At 69.8% G+C, this 22,714-nt stretch carries 18 protein-coding genes and 1 pseudogene; 6 read left to right on the top strand and 13 right to left on the bottom strand.

The window, feature by feature from the left end:
* Window positions 1-103: 103 nt before the first annotated feature.
* The 4 genes and pseudogenes from ACIQWG_RS12610 to ACIQWG_RS12595 form a co-directional block, all read right to left on the bottom strand.
* Window positions 104-2,896, bottom strand: coding sequence for an AAA family ATPase (locus tag ACIQWG_RS12610; protein WP_404093900.1), 2,793 nt, complete (start codon window positions 2,894-2,896; stop codon window positions 104-106).
* 75 nt (window positions 2,897-2,971) lie between these two features.
* Window positions 2,972-3,820: an alpha/beta fold hydrolase gene (locus ACIQWG_RS12605; RefSeq protein ID WP_404093897.1), complete on the bottom strand. Its 849-nt coding sequence runs from the start codon at window positions 3,818-3,820 to the stop codon at window positions 2,972-2,974.
* 247 nt (window positions 3,821-4,067) lie between these two features.
* Window positions 4,068-4,773 (bottom strand): annotated as a pseudogene (locus ACIQWG_RS12600) (alpha/beta fold hydrolase).
* A 149-nt stretch (window positions 4,774-4,922) separates the two neighbouring features.
* Window positions 4,923-5,408 (bottom strand): hypothetical protein, encoded by a 486-nt coding sequence (locus ACIQWG_RS12595; protein WP_404093894.1) that lies wholly within the window; start codon window positions 5,406-5,408, stop codon window positions 4,923-4,925.
* 39 nt (window positions 5,409-5,447) lie between these two features.
* Between ACIQWG_RS12595 and ACIQWG_RS12590 the strand changes: the two genes are divergently transcribed.
* Window positions 5,448-5,789: a hypothetical protein gene (locus ACIQWG_RS12590; RefSeq protein WP_404093892.1), complete on the top strand. Its 342-nt coding sequence runs from the start codon at window positions 5,448-5,450 to the stop codon at window positions 5,787-5,789.
* Here the strand turns inward: ACIQWG_RS12590 and ACIQWG_RS12585 are convergent.
* Together ACIQWG_RS12585 and ACIQWG_RS12580 are read right to left on the bottom strand one after the other, a co-directional pair.
* The gene (locus tag ACIQWG_RS12585; protein ID WP_404093890.1) at window positions 5,708-6,427 is read right to left on the bottom strand and encodes a hypothetical protein; all 720 of its coding nucleotides are present in this window, start codon (window positions 6,425-6,427) and stop codon (window positions 5,708-5,710) included. The two genes, ACIQWG_RS12590 and ACIQWG_RS12585, sit on opposite strands and share 82 nt — an antisense overlap.
* Window positions 6,428-6,784: 357 nt before the next feature.
* Window positions 6,785-7,186 (bottom strand): tautomerase family protein, encoded by a 402-nt coding sequence (locus ACIQWG_RS12580; RefSeq protein ID WP_404093887.1) that lies wholly within the window; start codon window positions 7,184-7,186, stop codon window positions 6,785-6,787.
* Between the two features lie 154 nt (window positions 7,187-7,340).
* Between ACIQWG_RS12580 and ACIQWG_RS12575 the strand changes: the two genes are divergently transcribed.
* Both ACIQWG_RS12575 and ACIQWG_RS12570 read left to right on the top strand, forming a co-directional pair.
* A complete protein-coding gene (locus ACIQWG_RS12575; protein WP_404093885.1) occupies window positions 7,341-7,808 on the top strand; it encodes a winged helix-turn-helix transcriptional regulator in 468 nt (155 codons plus the stop codon).
* Between the two features lie 99 nt (window positions 7,809-7,907).
* Entirely contained in the window at window positions 7,908-8,801 is an 894-nt protein-coding gene (locus tag ACIQWG_RS12570; RefSeq protein ID WP_404093882.1) for an alpha/beta hydrolase, read from the top strand.
* A 158-nt stretch (window positions 8,802-8,959) separates the two neighbouring features.
* On the opposite strand, the gene ACIQWG_RS12565 is transcribed toward ACIQWG_RS12570, so the two are convergent.
* Entirely contained in the window at window positions 8,960-9,439 is a 480-nt protein-coding gene (locus ACIQWG_RS12565) for a winged helix-turn-helix transcriptional regulator (protein WP_404093880.1), read from the bottom strand.
* A gap of 69 nt (window positions 9,440-9,508) precedes the next feature.
* Here ACIQWG_RS12565 and ACIQWG_RS12560 point away from each other — a divergent pair, with 69 nt between their 5' ends.
* Window positions 9,509-10,957, top strand: a complete 1,449-nt coding sequence (locus ACIQWG_RS12560; protein WP_404093877.1) for a DHA2 family efflux MFS transporter permease subunit — start codon at window positions 9,509-9,511, stop codon at window positions 10,955-10,957.
* Window positions 10,958-11,040: 83 nt separating this feature from the next.
* Here ACIQWG_RS12560 and ACIQWG_RS12555 read toward each other — a convergent pair whose 3' ends face one another.
* From ACIQWG_RS12555 to ACIQWG_RS12530, 6 genes are all read right to left on the bottom strand, one after another.
* Window positions 11,041-11,640 (bottom strand): gamma carbonic anhydrase family protein, encoded by a 600-nt coding sequence (locus ACIQWG_RS12555; protein WP_404093874.1) that lies wholly within the window; start codon window positions 11,638-11,640, stop codon window positions 11,041-11,043.
* A 137-nt stretch (window positions 11,641-11,777) separates the two neighbouring features.
* Complete coding sequence (locus tag ACIQWG_RS12550; RefSeq protein WP_404093872.1) at window positions 11,778-12,704, bottom strand: hypothetical protein; 927 nt, start codon at window positions 12,702-12,704, stop codon at window positions 11,778-11,780.
* Window positions 12,705-13,333: 629 nt separating this feature from the next.
* Window positions 13,334-13,918 carry a CGNR zinc finger domain-containing protein gene (locus ACIQWG_RS12545; RefSeq protein ID WP_404093869.1) on the bottom strand — a complete coding sequence of 195 codons (585 nt, stop codon included), beginning with the start codon at window positions 13,916-13,918 and terminating at the stop codon, window positions 13,334-13,336.
* 218 nt (window positions 13,919-14,136) lie between these two features.
* Entirely contained in the window at window positions 14,137-15,162 is a 1,026-nt protein-coding gene (locus ACIQWG_RS12540; protein WP_404093866.1) for an alcohol dehydrogenase, read from the bottom strand.
* 337 nt (window positions 15,163-15,499) lie between these two features.
* Window positions 15,500-16,705 (bottom strand): bifunctional class I SAM-dependent methyltransferase/NUDIX hydrolase, encoded by a 1,206-nt coding sequence (locus ACIQWG_RS12535; RefSeq protein WP_404093863.1) that lies wholly within the window; start codon window positions 16,703-16,705, stop codon window positions 15,500-15,502.
* Window positions 16,706-16,791: 86 nt separating this feature from the next.
* A complete protein-coding gene (locus ACIQWG_RS12530; RefSeq protein ID WP_404093861.1) occupies window positions 16,792-17,469 on the bottom strand; it encodes an NUDIX domain-containing protein in 678 nt (225 codons plus the stop codon).
* A 756-nt stretch (window positions 17,470-18,225) separates the two neighbouring features.
* On the opposite strand from ACIQWG_RS12530, the gene ACIQWG_RS12525 reads away from it, so the two are divergent.
* Window positions 18,226-20,796 carry a hypothetical protein gene (locus ACIQWG_RS12525; protein WP_404093858.1) on the top strand — a complete coding sequence of 857 codons (2,571 nt, stop codon included), beginning with the start codon at window positions 18,226-18,228 and terminating at the stop codon, window positions 20,794-20,796.
* A gap of 7 nt (window positions 20,797-20,803) precedes the next feature.
* Window positions 20,804-22,549: a hypothetical protein gene (locus ACIQWG_RS12520; RefSeq protein ID WP_404093857.1), complete on the top strand. Its 1,746-nt coding sequence runs from the start codon at window positions 20,804-20,806 to the stop codon at window positions 22,547-22,549.
* Window positions 22,550-22,714: the final 165 nt, after the last annotated feature.

The raw sequence follows: 22,714 nt of genomic DNA, 5'->3' as shown, positions 1-22,714 counted from the left end.
TGGGAGTCGGGCGGCACCGAGGTCGCGAACTGGCACCGGATGGCGGCCGTCGGCCCGGCAAAGCCGCGTGCGGCCCTGTTTTCGGCGGGCACGAAGGCCCCGATTACAAGTTCCGTCGGTCGAGCGACTCCAGAGCATCCCGCAGGGCAGCCCGCGAGCTGATGCCGAGCTTGGGGAACAGTTGGTAGAGGTGCGTGGACACGGTTCGTGGGGAGAGGAACAGCTTCTCGCCGATCTGCTTGTTGGTCAGTCCCGCTGCCGCGAGGCTTGCGATCTCCCGTTGTTGGGGGGTGAGTGCCGTGCCTTCGGGCCCGGCAGGCATGTCACGGGCCGGACTCCCGCACGCGCGGAGTTCCTTGGCGGCGCGGTCGGCCCACGGCGTCGCACCGAGTCGGGTGAACGTCTGGGAGGCGATGTCCAGGTGCCCGCGCGCCTGGCCCGGGGCGCGGCCGCGCCGGAGCCGTTCGCCGTAGTAGAGGTGGATACGAGCCAGCTCGAACGGCCAGCGTTCGCGGCCCTCCACCGACAGGGCCGCGTCGAAACGGAGTTCGGCTTCCGTGTCGCTCTCGGTGGCCAGGGCGTCGGCGCCGAGGAGGACGAAGTTCAGCCGAGCCGAGGTCCGGTGCAAGGAGGACCGTCGGGCGGCGTCGATGTGTCGCAGCGCCAGTTCGCGGCGCCCGGAGCGTACGGCGGCCTCCACGGTGTCCAGCAGGGCCCACAGCGCCATCCGTATGAAGGGCGGGAACGATCCGGCCGGCGCGATGGTGATCACGTGCCGGTACGCCGCCTCGAAGTCGCCCTGGCCCAACGCGATCAGCGTGCGGACGTGGGCGGCGTAGCAGCGGACGGTGTGTGCGCGGCGGGACCCGGCCCACTGGTCCATCTGGTCGGCGAGACGGCGCGCGTCCTCGAACTCGCCGGCGGCGGCCATCACATCGGCCAAGAGGTACTTCGCGGGCCAGGAGCGCAGGGTGTACTGGTACTCCTCACTCAGATCCAGCGCGTCGCGGGCGACGGTGCGCAGTTCGTCCCACCGTCCGGCGAACCAGGCGTAGTGGCAGAACAGAACCAGGGCCTGGATGGCGGGAAAGACGTTGTCGACCGCCCGTTCGCCGTAGCCGATGCGGCGCAGCGGCGCTTCCAGCGGAGCGAGGCGGTCGACGCACGAGGCGGCGATCCCGACCCGCACGACCTGCACCGGGTCGGACGCGCTGAGCGCCGAGCCGAGCGCGCTGTCCAGGCGGGTGAGGTCGGCGGGGTGGGCGTTGGCGGGGTCGCCGAGGGTGGCTCGGGTCACCTCCAGCAGTTCCGGTGGTGACGTGAAGTTCGCCAGTGCTTCGTCGAAGGCCGACCACAGTTCGGCTCGGCCGCCGTAGAAGCACACCATCAGCAAGGTGAACACGGCGTCCAACAGCGTGGCGTCGGCCGGATCGTGCGGCGTGCTCCGCAGGGCTATCGCGCCGCTGAGCACCCGGTGCGCGGTGTCGATGTCTCCGTAGCTGTTCAGCAGGTGTATCGCGGTGGCGACGGCGGCGTGCAGGGAATCGGGGCCGGGAGCGGCCTGGCGGGCGTTGTCGAGCAGCCGCGGCACGTCGCGCAGGTTCCCGGTGAGCGTGGCACCCACGTACGCGGCCTTGGCCAGGCGACGGGCCTGCGCGGACCCGTCCGGGCTCAGGTCCGCGGCGCGCGCCAGCGCCGCCACCGCGCTGGGCCCGTCGCCTCGTCCGGCGCTCAGTTCGGCCACTTCCTCGAGGAGGGCGGCGATCTGTTCGTCGGGTTCGACCGCGGCGCGGCCGAGGTGCCAGGCACGCTGTTCCGGTACGCCGATCCACGCTTCCGCGAGCGCGTGGTGCACGCTGCGGCGCTGCTCGCCGGTCGACAGTTCCACGACGGCCGAGCGGATCAGCGAGTGCCGGAACTCCAGGCGCCCGGTGGTCTCGTCGGTGTGGACCAACTGGACCCGTTCGGCCGCGGCCCAGTGCTTCATGCCGCACCGGTCCGCCACGGCACGGCGGACGATGTGCGTGTTGCCGCTGCCTTCCAGGGCAACGACGAGCAGCAGGTGCCGGGTGGCCGCGGGCTGGCCCTTGATCCGGGAGGCGAACGCGGACTGGAGGCGCTGGGTCAGTGGCAGACGCGGGGGCAGGGCGTGCGATGTCGCCTGCTGGACGCCGGTGAGGGTGGTCGGGAGTTCCAGCAGCGCCAACGGGTTGCCTTCCGCGTCGGCCATCAAGCGGCGCCGGACCCGCGGAGCCAGCGCCGGGAAACGGCGGGTCAGCAACGTCTCGGCAGCCGCCTCGTCGAGCGGACCGACCTCGTGGAGGGGCAGTCCGCTGTGGTCGAAGAAGCTCTCCTCTCCGGCGCGGGCCGCGGCCAACATCCCGATGCCGGCGCCCAGGAGGCGGGCGACCTGAGCCAGGATGTCCGCACTGGCCCGGTCCAGCCACTGCGCGTCGTCGAGGACGAGGAGCGTGGATCGGTCGCCGGCGCCGTCCGCGAGCAGGGCCACCACCGCTTCGGCCACCGTCTCGTGGCCGGTCCCGCCGGCCGGACCGAGCGCGCCGGTTCGGGCCGCGTGTGCTGCGGTGCCGCGCTCGAATCCGAGGGCAGCCGCGAGGGCGGGGCTTCGGACAGCGGCGGCCCGGGTGTCCGGCGTCGACGTCAGCAACTGCCGCAGCGCGCCGTAACCGGCCTCGGCTCGGTACTGCACTCCGGCCGTCCGCAGCACGCGCACCCCCGCGGATTCGGCCCGGCGGGCGACCGCGCCGAGCAACGCGGTCTTGCCGACCCCCGGATCCCCCAACATCATCACGGCCCCGCCGACGTGAGGAACGTCGTCCAGGAACCGCGCGAGCATCGTCAGGTCGAACTCGCGGCCGATCAGGGATGCGTCCATGCCTCAAGTCAACCTTCAGGGCGGCCAAGGTGTCACGTACGCGGAAAAAGCGGAGGTGTCCGGCGCCCGGCGACCTCAGCGACTGGCGGTTGCGGTCTCCTCGACGAGGCGCTCCACGACGTCGGGGTGGCTGATCATGACGACGTGGGAGGCCCCGGGGACTTCGACCACCCGGCGCGCGCCGGCCCGCCGGTACTCCCACCGCTCCACCGCCGCGGGGATCGCCTTGTCGGCGCCGGCGACCACGCCGTAGGACGGGATGGTGCGCCAGGCCGCGGGTCCGCTGACGTCCTCGAAGGAGGATGCGCTGAAGGGGTGTTGCCCGGCGGCCATCAGCGCCGTCTCCTTCCTCGGCAGGTCGGCTGCGAAGACGTCGCGGAAGCAGTCGGGACGGACGTACAGGTCGGTTCCTGTGGTGCCGTCGGGGTTGCTGAACGGTACGGGGTCGAGGGCGGCCCGGGTCTCGCTGCCGGGGTGGCGGTTGATGATGTCGCCGAGCTTCTCGCCCTGGTCGGGCACGAAGGCGGCAACGTGGACAAGGGCCTTGACGTTGGGATTGCCGGCGGCGGCATTCGTGATGACAGCGCCGCCGTACGAGTGCCCGACCAACACGATCGGTCCCTTGATCGACCGCAGGACGCCGGCGATGTACGCGGCGTCCGTGGGTATCCCGCGCAGGGGATTCGCCGCAGCCATGACCGGATAACCGTCGTTCTGGAGCCTGGCCATGACGCCGTTCCAGTTGGAGGCGTCCGCGAAGCCGCCATGGACGAGCACGACGGTGGGCTTCGGCGGGCGCGTGCCGTGGCGATCGTCGCCGGAAGCTAATGCCGCAGGGGTCAAAGTGGCGAAGGCCGCCGCAGAGGCGAGGACGAGTGCGGCGGCTCCGAGTGTGAACTTCTGGCGCGGGTCTACGGATTCCATGGCGTTCTTTCTCCGGTGACGGCCTGGGCAGCATGGGCCAGCGTCAGTCGCCTGGGCGGCCTGTGCCGAGAGCGCGGGCATACGGCAGCTGCCCCGCAGCCGAGCGCCTTCGGGATGTCAGGGGTCGTGGGGTTGGGGGCCACCGCATGCGTGAGCCGGGGCGGGCCCACTGGGTGAGAGCAGTCGAACGCGCGCCGACCGGGGCCCGCTCGGGGCCAGGCGGCGCGCGCTGCCGCGTTCCCGTGGGTCAGCCGGCCGCTTGCTTGATGAGGTCGGCCACGGCCGCCGGCTGCGAGACGTAGATCGCGTGACTGCCCCCGGCCTCGACGGTCCGGGCGCCGATGCGCTCGGCCATCGCGCGCTGCGCGGGCGGCGGGATCATGTGGTCCTCGGTGGCCACCAGGTACCACGAGGGCTTGGTGCGCCAGGCCGGCGCCGAGACCGCTCCGCCCGCCGCGTCCAGCCCCCACGGCACCTGCGAGTCGGCGAGGAACTCCGCCTGGGCGAGCGGCAGATCACCCGCGAACGCCTCGGCGAACTTGTCGCGGTCCAGATGCAGGAAACCCTCGACCGGCGGCAGAATCGGCGGCACCGCGGCACCGCGGCACCGCGGCTCCGGGCGGCGGGTCGGCGATCAGAGTGTTCACCGACTCGCCCTTATCGGGGGCGAACGCCGCTATGTACACCAGCGAGGTCACCTTCTCGTGGTTGCCGGCCTCGGTCACCACGACCCCGCCGTACGAGTGACCGACCAAAATCACCGGCCCCTGCTGCGCGTCGATGACCTGCCGAGTCGCGGCCACGTCGCCGTCCAGCGACAGCGTGGGGTTCTGCACGACAGCCACGTGGTAACCGTCGGCCTTGAGCGCCTCGTACACCCCCCGCCAGCCGGAGCCGTCCACGAAACCTCCGTGGACCAGGACGACGTTCCCGCGCGGCGCGTTGTCGCTCATCATGCCTCCCCTGTTCCTCGGGCCCGCTGATGCGGCCTTGCGGCGACGATACGAACGCCGCGGATGCCCCGGCTTCCGTAATTTGACGTAGTGCGCAGGGGGGCGTGCGGGCCAGGTTCGGGGAGAGCGAGACGTCGACGGCGCCGGGGTCAGCTCTCGTCGGTCTGGAGGCCGCCGGCCGGGCGGGAGAAGAGCCTTTGCGCGTTCTCATTGAGCTGCGCGAACCCTTCCACCATCTGGGCCGCGACTCGCCAGTCGGCCGGCTCTTCGGCGGGCTGGAAGTCCCAGGCATGGAAGGCCTTGCCGGTGTAGGAGTCGCTGGCCGGTGCTCCCTCGGGCCTGTGACGCAGGAAGAACTCCAGCCTGGTGCGGACGCGCCACCGGCCGTCGGAGAGCTCCTCGGGCACATCCAGCTGCTCGATCGTGTGCGACTCGTCGAAGAAGTCCGACCGGGCCGCGAGAAACTCTCTCAGTCCGTGCTCGCCTTCCCATACGAGGCCGTCGACGAAGCCGGTGCGGAAGTCGTCGGTCAGCACCTCGGCCAGCATCTGCTCCGCGGGCACGTGAGCCTGGAGCAGATCGAAGTACCGCTCGATGACGTCCCACATCAGCGCGGTCGTGGGTGGTGCAGGCATGGCGCCTCCAGGCCGGGGAACATCTGCTGCCCTCACCGCATGGTCACTCGTCAGGCGGGCATCCCGCCATGCGAGGAGTACACACCGGTGCTCCGGGCGAGGGTACGCGTCCCCCTCGTCTTCCGAGCGGTGGCGGACGGCGCCGCCGGCGTGTTCTACCCCGGTGAGCGCAGCGCCGCACTGGCCGAGGGCCGGGCCGCCGAGGGCGTGCCCGTCGTGCCGAAGGTGTGGCGCCGGCTGGTGGAGGACGCGAACAGGCTGGGCATCGCGCCGCCCGGAACCCGCCCGTTCTCCTGCGGTCAGCTGAAGTGGATGTCGCTGAGGTCGATCGAGACCATGACCTGGTCGAGGACAGGACGGCCGTCGGCATCGCGGCGGTAGGCCCGGCGCTTGGTGGGCAGCACGATGCCGTCCGCTTCCACCAAGTCGTAGACGTACTGCGCTGCGGCGAACCCGCCTGCCACATCGACGTGATAGTCGTGTCGGCGCAGCAGCCGGTCGGGGCCGAAGTAGAAGTCCTGGTGGGTGCTGTGGCTGGCGATCTCGGGCGGGAAGGTGGCCCGCAGTCCTCGCCAGAGTTCGTCTCCTTCCCGCCACGGCTCGATCTCGGTGACCGTGAAGCCGGGCATGGCCAGCAGGAACGGCGTGGTGAGGTAGGTCCACAGGGCGTAGCCGTTGAAGTAGGCGCGGTCCAGCGGGTCCCAGGGCGTCTCCAGAGTGTGGCCGCTGAAGGACGACCGTGGGTCCTCCCGTTCGGCCACCACTTGGCCGTCGAGCTTGTCGATGCGCACACGCCCGGGCGTGAAGTCGGTCTTCTGGTCCGGAGCGCCGAACGGTCTGACCGAGGCGTTCTCCTCGTGGAGGAGAACGGTCATCTCGCGTGGAGCGGGATCCTGCGGCATGCCTTTCGCGCTGAACAGATGACCGCCGCTGACGAGGGTGGCCCGCGCCTGGGTCAGTTCGCGCCAGCGTGCGCTCCCGCCATGGGCTTCGATCGCCCCGGTGAGCAGTTCGTTCATGGAGGTCTCCTTGAGTGCGGCGGCCGAGGGACAGTGGAGCGGCGGACGTTGGAGTCTGAGCTCCCCCGACCGGCCGTGACCGGCACCGACCGCTGCCTCCGGCTCGTCATTGCAGTGCCGGGGGGCGCCGGAGGACGGCGCGCAGGGCGCGCTCGACGGTCTCCTGATCTTCGCCGACCGGGGCCACGTAACCGATGACGGCGCGCGCGGCGTCCTCCCCGAGCATTTGGGTGATCACTCAGGTCGCGAGGTGCTGGGAGGCCAGGTGGCCTCCTGCGGTGGCGGTGTTCCCCTCCGCAGTCCAGCCGGGAGAAACTCCACAGGGCGCTGTCCGGGCTCACGTGTCAATCGGCTGGTTCACCAGCGCGGGGCGCCTTCGGCAAGCTGGAGTTCCCCCCGGCCGAAGGAGAAGTTCTCGATCGGGACCGGAATCAACGAGATGAAGATGTCATCGGGCGAGACGCCGAGCGCCTCGACCACCAGCTCGTTGATGGCCGCCACCACCGCCCGCTTGTCCTCCAGAGGCCGGTGGGCCCCGAGCTGAAGCGTGATGATCATGGCATCGCCGCTGCGCTGCATGTCCATGAACGTCGGGTCCAGGAAGAGTTCGTTCTCGCCGTGCTCGCTGATCATGATGAACCGGTCGCCCTCGGGTATTCCGAGGGCCCGGACCAACGACTGGTTGAGCGCATCGGCGAGACCGCGCTTCTGCTGCGAGGAGAAGCGGTTGGCGGGGATGTGGGCGTTGAAGACAGGCATGAGCTGTTCCTCAGGTGGTGTTGGTGCCGGCTTTCGCGGTCGGAGGCGGCGATGCCGACCAGCCGACTTTCCAGCCGACCATCTGAGTCTCCATCTGGAACTCAGGCACCGTCAAGGCTGAGTTCCAAAGCGAAACCCAAGGTACGCTGTCGACATGGAGTGGCGAGAAATCGATCTGGGCAACTGCAGCGTCGCCGCGACACTCGACCTGGTCGGCGAGCGATGGACCCTGCTCATCCTGCGCGAGGTCTTCGCGGGACTGCATCGTTTCGACGAGATGGCCGAGCACCTCGGGATCTCCCGCCGGGCACTCACCGAGCGCCTTCGGCAACTGGTGGAGGCCGGCCTGCTGGAACGGCGGAGCTATCAGGAGGCCGGCCGGCGCACGCGCCATGAGTACCACGTAACTCCGCTCGCTCACGACCTGCAATGGGTCCTGGCCGCGCTGCTCCGGTACGGCGACAGCCACCTCGGCGACCCGGCGGCCACGCCGGTGGTGCTGCGCCACTCCGGCTGCGGCGGCCACGTCCGCGTCGAGCTGCGCTGTTCCTGCGGCGACGAGGTCGCGGGATCCGACGTGGAGCCCGTCCTGGGCCCCGGCGCCGTCCGGATGACCACCTGACGCGGCTGAGCCCCGTCCCGGCTTTCCGCGGCGCCGCGCGACGGCATCGAGGCCGATCGTTCCGCCCAGGACTGCCCCGTGTTCCAGTTGGAGGATTTCATGACCGAGCGCAAGGATGTCGAGTTCGAGGCCGACGGTGCGGTCACGCTTCGCGGCTGGCTGTTCCTGCCGGACGGGCCGGGCCCGCACCCGGCGATCACCATGGCCCACGGCTATGCGGGGGTCAAGGAGCACGGTCTGGAGCCCTTCGCGCGAGCCTTCGCCGAGGACGGGTTCGTCGTCCTGGTACATGACCATCGCAGCTTCGGGGCCAGCGACGGCGACCCTCGGCAGGACGTCGACCCCTGGCAGCAGATCGCTGACTGGCGACGTGCCATCTCGTACCTGGAGAGCCGGCCGGAGGTCGACGCGGACCGCATCGGTCTATGGGGCAGCAGCTATGCCGGTGGCCACGCCATCGTCCTGGGTGCCACCGACCGCCGGCTGCGCGCCGTGGTCTCCCAGGTGCCGACCATCAGCGGTTACGAGCAGGGCCTGCGCCGCGTGGCACCGGACGCCGTGGCCGGCCTGGAGGAGTCCTTCGCGCAGGACGAGCGGGCCCGGTTCCGCGGAGAGGCCCCGCACTCCGTGGCCATCGTCAGCAGCGACCCGGCGGTGCCCGCCTCCTACCGGTCACAGGAGGCCATCGACTTCTACCTTCAGCCCACGCCCGACGGCGCGTGGGAGAACAGGGTGACGGTCCGTTCGACCCGCGCGGCCCGCATGTACGAGCCCGGGATCTGGGTCACGCGGGTCTCGCCCACACCCCTGCTCATGGTGGTCGCCCTGAGCGACGCGGTCACCGTGACCGACCTGGCGCTCGCCGCCTACGAACGTGCCCTCGAACCCAAGCGGCTGCACCTCATCCCTGGCGGCCACTTCGACCCGTACGCCAGCCAGTTCGATCAGGCGAGCGGTGCGGCCCGCGCATGGTTCCGTGAGCACCTCGGCTGAGGGCTGACGCACCGCTTTTACGGCGCTGCCCGGAACCCGCCCTCACACATGCCCTTCCAGGGCGGACGCCGGGCGACGAAGCGCCCCTTTGAGAACGGAAGGCCGCCGACCCCGGCTGGTCTCGGCGCGGACTGCCCGGACGTGCGCAACCGCACGGCCTACTGCGCCTGCACCGGGCCGTCCTGCTCCCAGCCAGGGACCAGTTCCTCCCGGTGGACGTCCTCGCCGTGGACCCGCTCGCCGCAGCTCTCGCAGACCGTATGGGTGACCAGCTCGTGGTCCCGGTGAAGGAGCCGCACGGGCGGCGAGGTGACGGCCCAGCGGTCGCCCCAGCCGATGAGCTCGCGGGTGATGCCCGCCAGATCGCGTCCCGCCTCCGTCAGGTAGTAGCCGCTGTGGCGTGCGTCGTCCGGCAGCGGGCGCTTTTCGAGGACACCGCTCTCCACCAGCGCCTTCAGGCGCGCCGCCAGACGGTCCGTGGGGGCGCCGGTGTTCCTGGCGATCTGCCGGAAGCGGTGGTTGCCGAGCATGACCTCGCGGATCGCCGGCAGGGCCCATCGGTCGCCGACGACCTGTAGGGCGGCGGCGAGCGAGCAGGGGCGTCCGGTCATGCCCTGGGGGTCGATGCGCTTGGTCATACCCCGAGTATCACTCGGGAGAGGTTTGATTTTCAAACCATCCCGTGCTTGGCTTCCGCCATGCCTGCGATGCTTCGATTTTCAAAGCACGGTCGGACGGTCACCGTGGTCGTCCTGGTGGCCGTCTTCATGACCAACCTGGATCTGCTGATCGTCAACGTCGCGCTTCCCGCGATGGGAGATTCCTTCGCCGGGGGCGGCACAGGCGCGACCCTGGGTTCGCTGTCCTGGGTTCTCAACGCCTACGCGATCACCTTCGCCGCGCTGCTGGTGGTGGCCGGGCGTGCCGGAGACCGCATAGGCCAGCGGCCGGTCTTCCTCATAGGGATCGCCGTCTTCACCCTCGCGTCGCTGGGCTGTGCCCTGGCCCCGAACCTGGACACCCTCGTCGCGGCCCGGGTGGTGCAGGCCGCCGGGGCGGCCGCCCAGATCCCTACGTCCCTGGCCCTGCTGCTGGCCTCTGTACCGGCCGAGCGCCGTACCCAGGCAACTCGGAGCTGGGCCGCGGTCGGCGGGCTCGCCGCAGCCGCCGGGCCCGTCGCGGGCGGCCTCCTGACCGAGATCGACTGGCGGTGGGTCTTCGCCGTCAACGTGCCGATCGGCGTCGCCGCGTTCGTCGTCGGCCGATCGGTCCTGCCGAAGCCGGCCGCCCGGGAGACCGGACCGCTGCCCGACCTCCTCGGCGCCGTGCTTCTCATCGCCTCGGTCGCGACGCTGTCCGGGGCGCTGGTGCAGGCCCCCGACCGGGGCTGGACGAGCGACGGGACCGTGCTGCTCCTGGCCGTTGCCGTGATCAGCGGCGCCGCGTTCGTCCTCAGGTCCCTGCGGCACCCCCGGCCGCTGTTCGAGCTGGACCTGCTGCGACTGCCGCGCTTCGGGGCGGCGAATGCGGGCAGCCTCGTGTTCGGCGTCGCCTTCGCGATCATGCTGCTGTCCAACGTGCTGTGGTGTCAGGAGGTCTGGCACTGGAGCGCGCTGCGCACCGGTCTCGCCCTGGCTCCGGGTCCCGCTCTCGTACCGGTCGTCACCCTTCTGACCGCCCGCGCCGCGCAGCGCTTCGGGCACGGTCCGCTGATCGCCGCCGGCGGTTTGCTGTTCGCCGGCGGCATGGTCTGGTTCGCGTACTTCGCGTCCGTCACCCCGGACTATCCGCGTGGCCTGCTGCCCAGCCAGCTGTTGACCGGTGCGGGCGTCGGTCTGGCCCTGGGCACCCTGGTGGCCGCCGGCGTGCACGCCGTGCCCGGGCATCGTGCGGCGACCGGGTCGGCGCTGGTCAACTCCGTCCGCCAGATCTCGGCCACGATCGGCGTCGCCGTCCTGGTCGCGGTGGTCGGCTCCCATGTCGGTGCCGCATCACTTCACGACTTCCGGATCGTCTGGTTCATCGCCGCCGCACTGGGCCTGGCGACGTCGGCGTTCGGTGTGCACCTCACCCGTGGTGGCGGCTCGGGCCGGACCGCGCCCCGGGCGTCCAAGGAGCCAGGGGCCGATGGGCAGGCTTTGGCGGACGCGCCCTGAGCGACCATTTTCCCTTGGCTGCACGGCAGTTGGGCCGCACGTGATGGAGGCGCCCTCCATCGAGGGAGGCACTGAACGATGCGTCAAGAATCGCGGAGCAGCCGGTCCTCCGTGTGGGCCGCGTAGAACTCGGCCTGGCGTGCCATGACCGTGCGCATGGAAGTGCCGCGCGGCACACCGTAGACGGTGCCCGGAAAGTCAAGGTCGCGCTGCTTCTCCCATAGTTCGTCGTGACGATCGGGCGAGAACAGCTCGGCCGGGTCCCCGGCCGCGATCCAGCCGATGGGGAGAACGCTGTCCGGCCGCAGCCTCGAGTTCACATGCAGCACGCTGTTGATGCGCAGCTCGGAGCGGGTCCCGGCCACGGCACCGGGGAACAGTGAAGCACCGGTCGCCACGAAGACTTCGTCCTCGATGGTCGCCCCGTTGACGTGCGCGTGCGGACCGATCAGTACGGCGTCACCCACGAGAGCCGGGTGCCTGTCACGCCCTCGGATCAGTGCGTTCTCCATCACGACCACGTTCGCGCCCGTGCGGATCTCGCCATCCTCAGCAGTGAGCACGGCACCGTGCAGGACGCGCGCTTGTTCTCCCAGGACGACTGCCCCGCACAGGACTGCTGTGGGAGCTACATAAGCAGACTTGGGAACCACGGGCTTCTTACCTCGATGCTCCAGCAACATGCCCGCAGGCTAAGTCGTCGCGCCACCGGTGGCTGCCCAACACCGCGGACGAGTTTCGCGGGCCCGCTGACGCAAGGCAGAGGTGAGACGGGGAGGAGCACTACGGGAGGGCCCAGGCCCGGAAGCCGGAGACGCTCTTACTTGGCCACGCGGGTGCGGTGGCGGGGGGCCAGCGCGTGCCCGGTCGTGACCGCGTACAGCAGCGCGAAGGCTGCGCTCACGGCCGCCAGCAGGACCCAGGAGAGGGCTTGCCAGCCGGGGATCTGGGTTCCCGCCAGCCAGCGGACCAGAAAGGTGGTGCTGGTGGCCATGGGGAAGGAGAAGATCCAGTAGCCGATGTGGAACGCTCGCTGACGCAGGTGCGGCAGCATGAAGGCGATCACGACCAGCGTGAACAGCAGCAGCCCTGCGAACCCGTTGCCGGTCGGGTCCACTTGGCCGTGGTGGGCGGCGGTCCAGGCCAGACCGCCGGTGGCCGGCGGGATGACCAGGATGGTGAGCGTGGGGCGGGCCGGGGCGGGCATGCTGCCGCCGCCGGACAGGAGGCTGGCGAGGACAACCGTGCCGAAGGCCAGCCAGTACAGGATTCCGACGGCGAAGGCCGCCGCAGCCAGCTCCGGCAGACGCAGGGTCGAGGCCGTCGCGCTGGCGATGAAGGGCCCGGAGACCACGGGCAGCAGATACCCGGGGTGCAGCGGCGCGGAGCCCAGGCCGCCCGTGACCCAATGCGCGAGTAGACGCGCGGCGATGACCGCTGCCGCCGCACCGAACAGGACGTAGACCCACCGCGCGCCGTCCAGGCCGAAGCGGGAGAAATGCCCTGCCGCCAGCATGCCGACGATAGGGACATACGCCATGGTGAACCCCTGGCCCGGGTGGTGCAGGTCCTCCAGGAGGTTGCGCCACCGCCCCCCGCCGTGCCACAGGTACCGCCCCAGCAGGACCATCCAGATCAGGCCGGCGACGACGTACAGCACATCGCTCACCCACAGCGGTGCCAGGACGGTCGCCGCCGCGGCCTGCCAGGCCCCGCCGAGGCCTGCGGTGCCGAGGGACACCGACATCAGGCCGATGCTCTGCGCGCGAGGGTTCGGCGCGGATGGCCGCCCACCATTCGCGAGAGCCGCGCCGCCCGCCATCTGTGAGCCGTGGCCGGACGTGGCAGGCCCGTCACTGGCGGGCGCTGCGGCAGCCTGCGCGGATATCCCGGCGGGTGCCTGCGACAGCGCACCGGCGGTGCCCGCCGTCACATCCTGCTGACCTGTCGTGTCTGTCCGTACCGACTCCATCGTGACCTTTCGGGGTGGATCTGTGCGCGAACCGGGCGTCGGGGAGCCGCACGGGTCGACTGCGTGACACAGGGCAGCGCCTTGCGCGATACGAGGGTGGTCGGGTGGAGCGGATCCTCAGCCGACCCAGGCCGGGGGTGGTGCCGACGCACCACCCCCGACCTCTACAGACAGAAGCGTAAGCATTTTGATTATGTCGCGCAAGGTAGGGGAGGTCACGCCCGGTGTCCAGGGTTCGCCGTGGGCCCCAGGGCCCCGGTGACCGGCTCTGGAGGGGGAGGGAGGATGCGGTCAGGACGGCGTTCGTCGGCGACACGGATGGCGTCTGCCTTGTGCCGGAGGAGGAACCGCATCAGGCGCCGCAGCGGCGCGGCGAGGCGCGCGCGACGTGTCCGGTGGGGAGCCTAGGACGCTCTCTGCGTGCGCTGCCTCGCCCGGTAGGCACGAACGTTGGCCGCATTGCCGCAGGACTTGACGTCGCACCAGACGCCACTGCTGTTGCGGGACCGGTCGAAGAACGCGGTCCCGCAGTGATCGTTGCGGCACATCTTCAGACGCTGCCACGTGCCGGCCTGCTGGCCCTGGAAGATTTCGATCAGGACTACGGCCGCCACGCGACGCCATCCGGTACCGCGGGGTTCCAGGTGCACCTGTCCGTCGGCGCCCAGCTGGATCGCGACAGCCGCGGTGTGCAGCGGGGGAACCACGGTCCCGCGGTCCTGGCCGGCCGCCCTGCGCAAGTCGTCGCGGAAGGTGCGGAGCTCATCCTGGTCCTGCGGTTCGAGCTGGACATCGGGCAAGGCGTTGCCGGTGGCCTGGCTCCACTCGGCCAGTGCCTGATCGAGCCAGGCCCGGGCGTCGCCGAGATCAGCAAGCAGGTCCGTCGTGCGAGGCTTGCCGGCCGAGATGGTGTTGATGAGGTCCTGCACGAGGGCGAGCCCGCCAGGGGCCGGCTCCGAGCCGTAGCGAACCGTGGCCGGCCAGGACATTCGGATCACTCTCCCGCGGCTCGTGCGCATGGTGCTGACGACAGAAGTATATGCCTTTCGTTTCTTGCGCCGGGGAGCCTCGGATCGTCATGCGGCACGTGGACATCCTGACGGGCCCGGGGGGCCGGGGGCACAGGGCGCTCGTAGGCGTCGGCGTATGCAGAAGCCGCGCGCAGCGGCAGAGACGATACGCCCGGCTCGATGGATCGGAGTCGGGGTCAGTCCGTGGTGAGCACCATCCGGAAGCGCGCCGCGCCCGACATCATCTTCTGGTAGGCATCGTCGGCCTCTGCCAGCGGCAGGGTCTCCACCGTCGGCCGAATACCGTGCAGGGCGCTGAACGCCATGGTGTCCTGCACGTCCTGCGCGGTGCCGGACGGGTGGCCACGTACGGTCCTGCCCGTCATGATCAGCTGGACGGGGCTGATTCCCATCGGGTCGGGGCTCACTCCGATGACGATGAGCTCGCCGCGAGGCGTCATGCCGTCGACCGTCGCCGCGATGGCGTCGGAGCTTCCGGCCGTGGCGAGTACGGCCTTGGCGCCGCCCAGGGATCGCAGGGCCTCGGCGACCGGTGTCGCCCCCGTGCTGTTGATGTAGTGGTGCGCTCCCAGTTGCTTCGCGAATTCGGCCTTCTCCTCACCTCGGGCGATGGCCACTGTCTCGAATCCCATGGCCGCCGCGTATTGCACCCCCAGGTGGCCGAGACCGCCGATGCCCAGCACGGCCACGAGATCGCCGGGCCGGGCGGAGCTGCGCCGGAGACCGTTGTACGTCGTGACGCCCGCGCAGGCCATAGGGCCGGCGTCGGACGCCTTGAGGCCTTCGGGGATCCGGGCCAGTGCGTCGATCGGCGCGATCATGTTCTCGGCGAAGCCTCCGTCGTAGCTGAGGCCGGGAACCTTGAGGTTGACACAGACGATGAAGTCGCCCTGGCGGCAGGGAATGCAGTGACCGCAGCTCCCTCCGAACCAGCCCACGGTGACCCGGTCCCCGACGTTCCAGTTGTGCGCCTCGGCTCCTTCGCCGAGTTCCTCGATGCGCCCGGCGGCCTCGTGGCCCGGAACCAGCGGGAATCGCACGCCGGGCACGCCGGCGCTGACGAAGACGGCGTCGCTGTGGCAGATTCCGCAAGCCTCGACGGCAATGCGTACATGTCGGGGGCCGGGTTGCGGTACCTCGCGCTCGACGATTTGGAAGGGCCCGTTCGCGGTGTCGACCTGTGCAGCTCGGTAGGTGTTCATGCGCTTCTCCGGGGGACGGCGGCCCCGGCCGGCAGGCTGGATGGAGCCTTCGGCACTCGGGACTGCGGTGATGAGCTCTGGCGTGTCGTTTGGACCCGCTACAAGTATCCGGCGGCTTCGACAGGCACGCACGAGGAGTGGTCGACGGCGGCAGACGCCGAGAGGCCGGGGCCGAGCGTGCCGGGTGGGCCTGCCAGGCATATCTACTGCACGAGGCGCGCCCCGCAGCCCATGGCGCGCGCTACCAGTGGCGCGGCACCCGTTGACCTGCGGATTTGTGCGGCGCGCCCGATGCGAGGCTGGTGCTGAGCGTCCTTGATCTTGGGCGCAGATCATTTCACGAGGTCGCGATGGGCGGTTCCGTACGTGTCTTGTCGGTCGTGTGCTCTGGCGGGGCGTAGGGAGTGAAGCAGGCCGGCGGATGATCGATCGGTAGGTCGGGTCGCCACGCGGCGAGGATCTGAGCGCTGCACTCGAAGAGATCGTGCTGCGGCAGTTGGTCGAGCGCGCACCATCGCCAGTCGCCCACGTTCTCGTCTGGTTGTGTGGCGGGTTCGCCCTGCCAAGCGGTCACGATCGCGCCGACGGTGATGCGTACGACGTCGCCGACGTGATCGAGGAGCGTGCCGAGCAGGACCACATCCTCGGGCCGGGCAACCAATCCGGTCTCTTCGCGAAGTTCGCGGACCACCGTGTCCTGTGGAGTGCGGTCGCTCGATTCCACGCTCCCGCCGGGCAACTCGATCGTTCCGCGACGGTGCCGCCCCAAGAGGAGACCCTGCTCGCCGAGGACGATGGCACCGACCCCCACGGCCGCGTGAGGAGCCGGTGGGCGCGTGGTGCGTGGGCGGCTCGCGATGCGGCGCCGGGCGCGAATGAGCTGGTGGACAACGCGGTTGGTGTTGTCGGGCGCAGCCAGAAGCTGGATGTCAGTGACGGCGAATCCGGCGTCGGTGAGTAGGTCCTCCCAGAGCTGGGGGGTCAGGACCCAGCACTGCACGGGGAGGGGTGGGTCCTGGCGTAGCAGCACTTCCTGCCGGCGCGGTGCCACGGTGTCGGCGGGGCGTTGCCCGTTCATGTCGGTGTGCAGGACGGAGAACACGAGTGGTGCGCCGGCGCGTAGCCCGTCGCGCAGGGCAGGCAGGCACATGTGCGGGTCGATGTACGCGAGGGTGCCGATGGCGTACGCAGCGTCGTACGGTTCGGCCCTCTTGAGGTGATCCAGGACGTCGCCGTGCAGGAAGCGGACTCCGGGCTCGGCGGCGAATCGGTCGGCTGCGCGGCGGTGTTGGGTCGGCGACTGCTCGATGGCTGTGACGCGGGCACCGTGGACACGTGCCAGGTGGACGGCGTGGTGGCCTGCGCCGGAACCGATGTCGAGCACGTGCTTGCCCGCGATGTCGCCAAGGGCCTCGGCTCCCGGGCCTACTCCTGCCCAGGACCCCCAGTGGAGTTGTTCCGGGACCGGTGGCTCGTAGCCGCGGTCGAGCTGTCGCTGACCGTAGATGGTCCAGCTCTCTGCGTTGACCGAGTGGGCGCTCAATGTGTTGCCCCTTTCGACGGGTTGGGGTTTGTCCGGGACCCAGCGGTGGACCGAGCAGCACGTGATCGGGGCGGACTCCGTATCGGTCATCGGCTTGCCCTCGCTTGTGGGACCCGAAGGACCAGCGGCGTAGTCGCGTTGCGGCTCGCCACGACCTGGGTTCGGTGAGCGTTGATCACAGCGGTGGTGCCGGCATCCACGGTCATCCACTGGAGCTCGTCTGCATCGGTCCAGCGCAAGGCAATGCCCTCCCGCAGTTCGATCTCGTGAGCCAGGCCGTCCCACCTGCCGAGGTAGACCTTCACGCTGCCCTGGATGGTGCCGTCCTGGACAACGGTCTCGACCGTGGCGAAGGGGGTGAGATCAGGAATCAGTAGACCGGTCTCCTCCTGGAGTACTCGGGTGATTCCCTCGTCCTCGGTCTCGCCCGGCTCGGTATGACCGCCGAGGAAACACCACATTCCCGCGTGATTGATCGGCTTGTTCGCGTCGCGAAGATGCAGCAGGTACTGACCTTTGCCGTTGACCAGGAGAGCAGCAGTACCTGAAGGAGCGGTGCTGCTTGCCTCAGGCGCGGGCTCAGCCTTGGGCAGGTCTCGGGAGGCGATGCGCTCCATGTGCCGTTCGAACAGGGCTTGGGCGTCGGTGTTCATGCGCATCAGGGCGACCATGCCGGTCGTGATCACGTCGCAGACCTCGGACTCGACGTCGTCCCAGGTGTGGGAGTGACCCTTGCGGGGGTTTTCCCCCATCGCCCCGATCACGGCTTCCGCGACCTCACCCGCTTTCACATGGCCCCGAAACTGGCGTCTGCCAGCGGATTCTTGCCGTGCTTACCCTCGAAGGTGAAGGTGGCCGGAGGAGGAGGGGGCGGCGTCTTCTCGTTGGCAGTCGAGGCGTCAGTCACAGTCACCCGTGGCCCTCCTTGGGGTCGTTGCCGCACCTGGGTGGTTCGGCGGTGCACGGCATAACGACGCGACAGCGGAATCGAACGCGCTCGATTCCGGACGAGCTGGGTGCCTTGCGGCGTAAGGGGTCGTACGTGTGGGCGCAGCGGTGGGGCCGTTCTGCGGGAGTTCCGAATGGCCGAATCGCCGACACTGATACGCCTGTGCCGATCCGTCAGCCGATGCAGCCATACCGGCCCGCCGGCACCGCCGGGGCCAATGTCCCCGAGCGGGCCCCTTTCGCCGAGCCGTGAACCTGCCGCACAGGAGACCGCCCGGAGACGCCCCGAGACGCGGGTTCGCGCCTGCCGCGAAATGACCTCGCGGCACGAGCAGTTAGGTGCGATCGCGGGTCCGATCGAAGCCCCGCGCCGGCGCCGATGACTGACATGACCAGGTTCGCCCTGGAGTGTGTTCCTTGTGGCGGAGGTGGGGAGAAAGATCAGCATGACTCTCACAGTCACATTCACGGGGCGGACGCCGGTGACGGCGCCGGGAGTCCGTACCTGGTACCAGCTCTGGACCTACACCGTGCAGGGCAGCGGGGCAGGCGACCTGTTACCAGGGCAGCGAGTGGCGATCGCGCTGCCCACCGACTGCGGCGTGCGAGATCCGCGGTTCTTCCCCCAAGTGCCGGAACTGGCAGGCACTTTCCTGGAGTCGGACAGCGGTGCCGGACGCCTGTACGTGGGCCGGACGGTCAGCAGCGTCTCCGGAGCCCTGACACTGGCATTCCTCGCGCCGCCGGCCCAGGTCGAGCGCGAGCTGCTCGTGGTGACCCAGGTGCAGAACCGGCCCTGGGTCGTCGTCCCTTTCTCGACCCGGCCGGGCGGCCCCGTCGAGAACACGCACACCCTGCCGACGCCCGCGGCCCGCACGGCCGGGGCCGGCCGACCGGTGGTCGACTTCGCCGGCACTCTTCCGTACGCGAGCGAACTGTTCGGCGTGTACCAGCCGTTGCCCGGCTGGCTCGGCTACTCCAGCACCCAACTGCTGGCAGTCGCCGAGGGAAGGCCGGCACAGCGTGAACTGTTCAGCGGAGCCGAAGCCCGACAGCTGAGCCGGCCGGAACTGGCCGCGCTGCCGAAGCCGCCCACCGAGGGAATCCTCTCTCCGGTCGGGCTGGTGAACCTGTTCCGCCAGTACTTCTTCGAGTTCGACACCTTCCTGGGAGCACCCGTGGGCCATCTCTGGCTCAGTCCGGGCGGCACGGTCGAGGTGGTGGAGACCTCCACCCGCCGCACCCTGGTGGAGCGGACCGCCGAGCAGTCCGAGGAGAGCACCAGAAAGACCGAGGAGTCACTGACCGAGCAGACGGACGTGGCGGATGCGGTCAAGGAGGACAACGCCAACGAGACTTCGCTCGGTGTGACAGCCAGCGCCGGGGCGAACTACGTGGGTATCGCCCAGGCCGACGTGAGCACCAGCTACAGCACGAAGAACACCACGCACTCCTCCTCCGAGGTCACGCACAAGCACACCCGGGCACAGAGCTCCAAAGTCAGCAGCGAGATCACCCGGAACTTCAAGACCACCTTCAAGACGGTGACCGAGACGACGGACACCTCCAGCCGCCGGTACGTCGTCCAGAACACCACCGACAAGCTGGTCAACTACGAACTGCGCCGCAAGATGCGCAAGGTCGGCATCCAGGTCCAGCACATCGGCACCCAGCTGAGCTGGCAGGTGCACGTCCCGGACCCCGGTCGAGCCCTGGGTCTCGGCGAGCTCCTCGACGTCGTGGCCGCGCCGGACCTGACGGGGCTGAAGAAGCCCGAACCGCTGGAGCCGCTCGTTCCGACCACCACCACGGTCACCGAGGTGTACCCCGTCCAGCGAATCGGCTCGAATGGCCCCCACCTCGACCAGGACTGGTTCTACGTCGCGGACGAGGACCACCTGTCGCACGGCCACTCGGACGAATACCTCGTCGCGCACTTCGACTACACCGCCGTCCCACCCGGCCCGGGCTGGACCGTCGACACCTCGCAACCGGAGCCGATCCGGGTGGTGGAGGCCAAGGCGAGCAACGGCAGCGGCACCAAGTACCTGGGCAAATGCAAGATCCTGGACCTGGCGAGCAACCGGTACCAGATCCGCACCGAACTGGTGAACTTCGCCAACGGCAACTGGATCTCGTTGTCCGTGCGGATCATGTGGAAGCCCCCGTCGACCCACCCCGGCCAGGACGCCTACGATCGGGCGCTGGCCGAGTACCGGGCCGAGGTGGACCGTCTCCAGCGCACCGCGTACGTCGAGGCCGTACGCGAACGCGTCGAGACGGTGAGCGGCCTGCGCCGCCGGCCCGCAGGGGATCTGCGCAAGGAAGAGCGCTACTGCGTCTTCGAGCGGCTGATCGCCCAACTCGACCTGTACGACGGCCGGCAGCCGCAGTTGAGCGCCGAGCTGATCCGGCAGATGTTCGACGTGGACCGGATGCTGTACTTCGTCGCCCCCGACTACTGGCGGCCCGGGGGTGTCTCGACCGGCAAGGCATCACTTGGCCGGCACCCGGTGCCGCAGCACCAGTGGGATCCCGCCCCCGGGGACGAACCCCTCCAGGGCGCCACGGTTCCCGGCCACTACTCCCACACCGCCGCGAACAACCCGCCCAACGCCGTCGCCCCGGTATCCGACGAGGCGTTGGAGTGGCGGATCAACTACCCCCTCACCGAGGGCAGCCAGCCCGCCCCGGTGGGCAGTTCGCTCGGCTGGCTGGTGCAGATCGACGGCGACGAACGCCGCAACGAATTCCTCAACTCCTCCTGGGTGAAAGCCGTCCTGCCGATCCGCCCGGGCCACGAACCGGCCGCGCTGGGCTGGCTCCAACAGGCCGACGTGGAGGGCGAAGCCGCGCTCGACAAGCCCTATACCTGGCAGACCGGAGACCCGGACGGGTACCAGAACAAGACGATCGGCCAGGTACTGGAACTCCTCGCCGCCGAACTCCAGCGCAAGAACACCGACATCGGCACCACCCTGGCCACGGAGACGGTCTTCGAGACCGGCTTCGACCCACTGGACGGTGGCTTTCGCCCCGCCGAGCCGTACCAGGTCTTCGACCAGTGGACCGAGGTCCTGCCGACGGACCAGGTGGTCGCTGTAGAGGTCGAGTACGACCCGCGGACGGGACAGCAACGGTGACGGCTGGATGAGCACGCTCACTATCCGGTGGCGCCGTCCTGGCGAGCAGGAGCACTTCCTGCTCCGCAGACGGTCCGGAGCGGCCGCCGACGGCTCGGTCGAGCTGAACCTGGATGCCCTTGCGTCAAGAGAGGAGGTCGAGGACTGGACCGACCCGCACAAGGGGCGAGCCTGTCCGCAGAGCGCCGCCTCGAACACCCAGGCCACCTTCGAGGTGCCCCAGGACGCGCAGCACCTGCGGCTCTTCTTCACCGTCACCCCGCGGATCGAGGGGAAACAGGCCGAAGCCCTCACCGTCTACCAGCGCCTGCGGGTCGTGGGGAACCGCACCCTCCCGGACGCCTACGCGGTGCCCGCCCACACCCTGCGGATCGACAGGCGCGGCAACGGCGACGAGGTCGCGCAGAACGTGCCGTCATGGAGGCTGAGCGGGATCCGCCGCTTCCTGGGCTGCCACCCACTGCTCACCGTGGCGGCCCGGGGCGACACCCTCGACATCGACACCGAGTTCCTCGACCTGACCGACCTCTGGTGGCAGCTGCACTTCAAAAGAAGCCCGAAGAACCGCGAGGCCGGCTTCAACCCCTGGTACCTCTCACCACACCTCACCGACCGGCCGGGCAGACTCCGGGTGCTGGCCAACACCCGCACCGCCCCGCTGCTCTGGTTCGCCAGCGTGCCACGCACCGCAGGCGGCAACAGCGATCCCGGCCCCCCGCCCCCGCCGCCCGACGGCACCACGATCGGCGCGTACGTCTTCTTCCGACCCGTAGCCAGCTCTTACCCATACGCCCAAGATCGCCCCACGGGAATCACCGACCCCAAGCACGCCGTACGGGGCATGCGCGCCCTGTGCCGGTACCTGCTCTCCGGGCAGACGAGGGCACAGCAGGCAGCGATCGGCGAACTGCCGGACTTGCACGAGTTGCTGGACCACGCCCTCAACCGCGAACTGCCGCTGAACAGCCACGCGTTCCTGCCCTGCGGCATGGACGCGGCCCTGGACCGTACAGCGCCCAGGTTGCTCAAGGAGACCCAGACGCTGCGTGTGCTGTTCCTGCCGCTGTCGACCGGGGGAAGCTACGGCGGCGCCACAGGGCCCCATCTGCCCGACCGGATGGTCACGGCCCTGCGCCTGCTCTGGACCCGCGGCGCACTCGGCGGCCCGGGCCAGCAGTTGGTCCAGCGGGACGGCACGATCTTCCCCGTGCTGCCGCAGAACGTCGCCGGCGGCACGGTGACCGGCACCTTGCGCCTCGCCCCCGACATCTGGGCCGGGGGATACAGCAGCGGTGGCGAGGCGCTGTGGGGCCTGCTCAGCGTCCTCGGCAACCGGCAGCGCGTCAGCCGCGCCATCGTGATGGACCCCAACGGCTTCCGGGCCCGGGGCGCGGACCGCCTGAGGACAACAGCCCGGGACCGCCAGGGCGCTTTCCAGGCACGAGTCGTATGGAGTCCGTACGACATGGGCGGTCCACCCGGCGCGGACCTGGTCAGGGCGATCAGGGCCACCGGCGCCGAGATCACCGTGCTGCCCCACTCAGCGGACTACTACAGGCCACCACCCAACCCCGCAAACCCCTGGGCGGAATACGTGTTCGAGGACGCGAAACCCTGGCGTCCCGAAATGTTCCCGCGAGGCCAGATGGCCGACTGGTGGCACCAGTTCGCGGTCTTCGCGGGAGAACGACTGGCCGCCGACCCCCAACACAAGGACTCGGTCGGCTTCATGGAGGCGACCATGGGTCCCTGACCCGTCAGTGCAGTGCCTTGGAGTGCCTTGAGCTGGTGGCCTGTCTGGCGTCCGCAGCACGGGTGCAGCGGAGTTCCTGCACTTCGAGAATCCTCGTGCGCATCTGGCGGTGCACAGCCCGCGCTTCCCGGCCTTGCAGATGACTGCCTGAACTGCCAGGAGCGG

It is taken from the genome of Streptomyces sp. NPDC098781 (assembly GCF_044759995.1).
Taxonomy (GTDB): domain Bacteria; phylum Actinomycetota; class Actinomycetes; order Streptomycetales; family Streptomycetaceae; genus Streptomyces.
This window is presented reverse-complemented; position numbering and strand designations above follow the sequence as displayed.

Coding starts and splice junctions, on each gene's coding strand:
- ACIQWG_RS12545 (WP_404093869.1), bottom strand. CDS start 13,918: ATGTCCTGGCCGGCCACGGTTCGCTACGGCTCGGAGCCGGCCCCTGGC.
- ACIQWG_RS12580 (WP_404093887.1), bottom strand. CDS start 7,186: ATGCCTGTCTTCAACGCCCACATCCCCGCCAACCGCTTCTCCTCGCAG.
- ACIQWG_RS12555 (WP_404093874.1), bottom strand. CDS start 11,640: ATGTTGCTGGAGCATCGAGGTAAGAAGCCCGTGGTTCCCAAGTCTGCT.
- ACIQWG_RS12590 (WP_404093892.1), top strand. CDS start 5,448: ATGGTCACTCGTCAGGCGGGCATCCCGCCATGCGAGGAGTACACACCG.
- ACIQWG_RS12575 (WP_404093885.1), top strand. CDS start 7,341: ATGGAGTGGCGAGAAATCGATCTGGGCAACTGCAGCGTCGCCGCGACA.
- ACIQWG_RS12610 (WP_404093900.1), bottom strand. CDS start 2,896: ATGGACGCATCCCTGATCGGCCGCGAGTTCGACCTGACGATGCTCGCG.
- ACIQWG_RS12565 (WP_404093880.1), bottom strand. CDS start 9,439: ATGACCAAGCGCATCGACCCCCAGGGCATGACCGGACGCCCCTGCTCG.
- ACIQWG_RS12605 (WP_404093897.1), bottom strand. CDS start 3,820: ATGGAATCCGTAGACCCGCGCCAGAAGTTCACACTCGGAGCCGCCGCA.
- ACIQWG_RS12540 (WP_404093866.1), bottom strand. CDS start 15,162: ATGAACACCTACCGAGCTGCACAGGTCGACACCGCGAACGGGCCCTTC.
- ACIQWG_RS12595 (WP_404093894.1), bottom strand. CDS start 5,408: ATGCCTGCACCACCCACGACCGCGCTGATGTGGGACGTCATCGAGCGG.
- ACIQWG_RS12560 (WP_404093877.1), top strand. CDS start 9,509: ATGCTTCGATTTTCAAAGCACGGTCGGACGGTCACCGTGGTCGTCCTG.
- ACIQWG_RS12570 (WP_404093882.1), top strand. CDS start 7,908: ATGACCGAGCGCAAGGATGTCGAGTTCGAGGCCGACGGTGCGGTCACG.
- ACIQWG_RS12520 (WP_404093857.1), top strand. CDS start 20,804: ATGAGCACGCTCACTATCCGGTGGCGCCGTCCTGGCGAGCAGGAGCAC.
- ACIQWG_RS12550 (WP_404093872.1), bottom strand. CDS start 12,704: ATGTCGGTGTCCCTCGGCACCGCAGGCCTCGGCGGGGCCTGGCAGGCC.
- ACIQWG_RS12585 (WP_404093890.1), bottom strand. CDS start 6,427: ATGAACGAACTGCTCACCGGGGCGATCGAAGCCCATGGCGGGAGCGCA.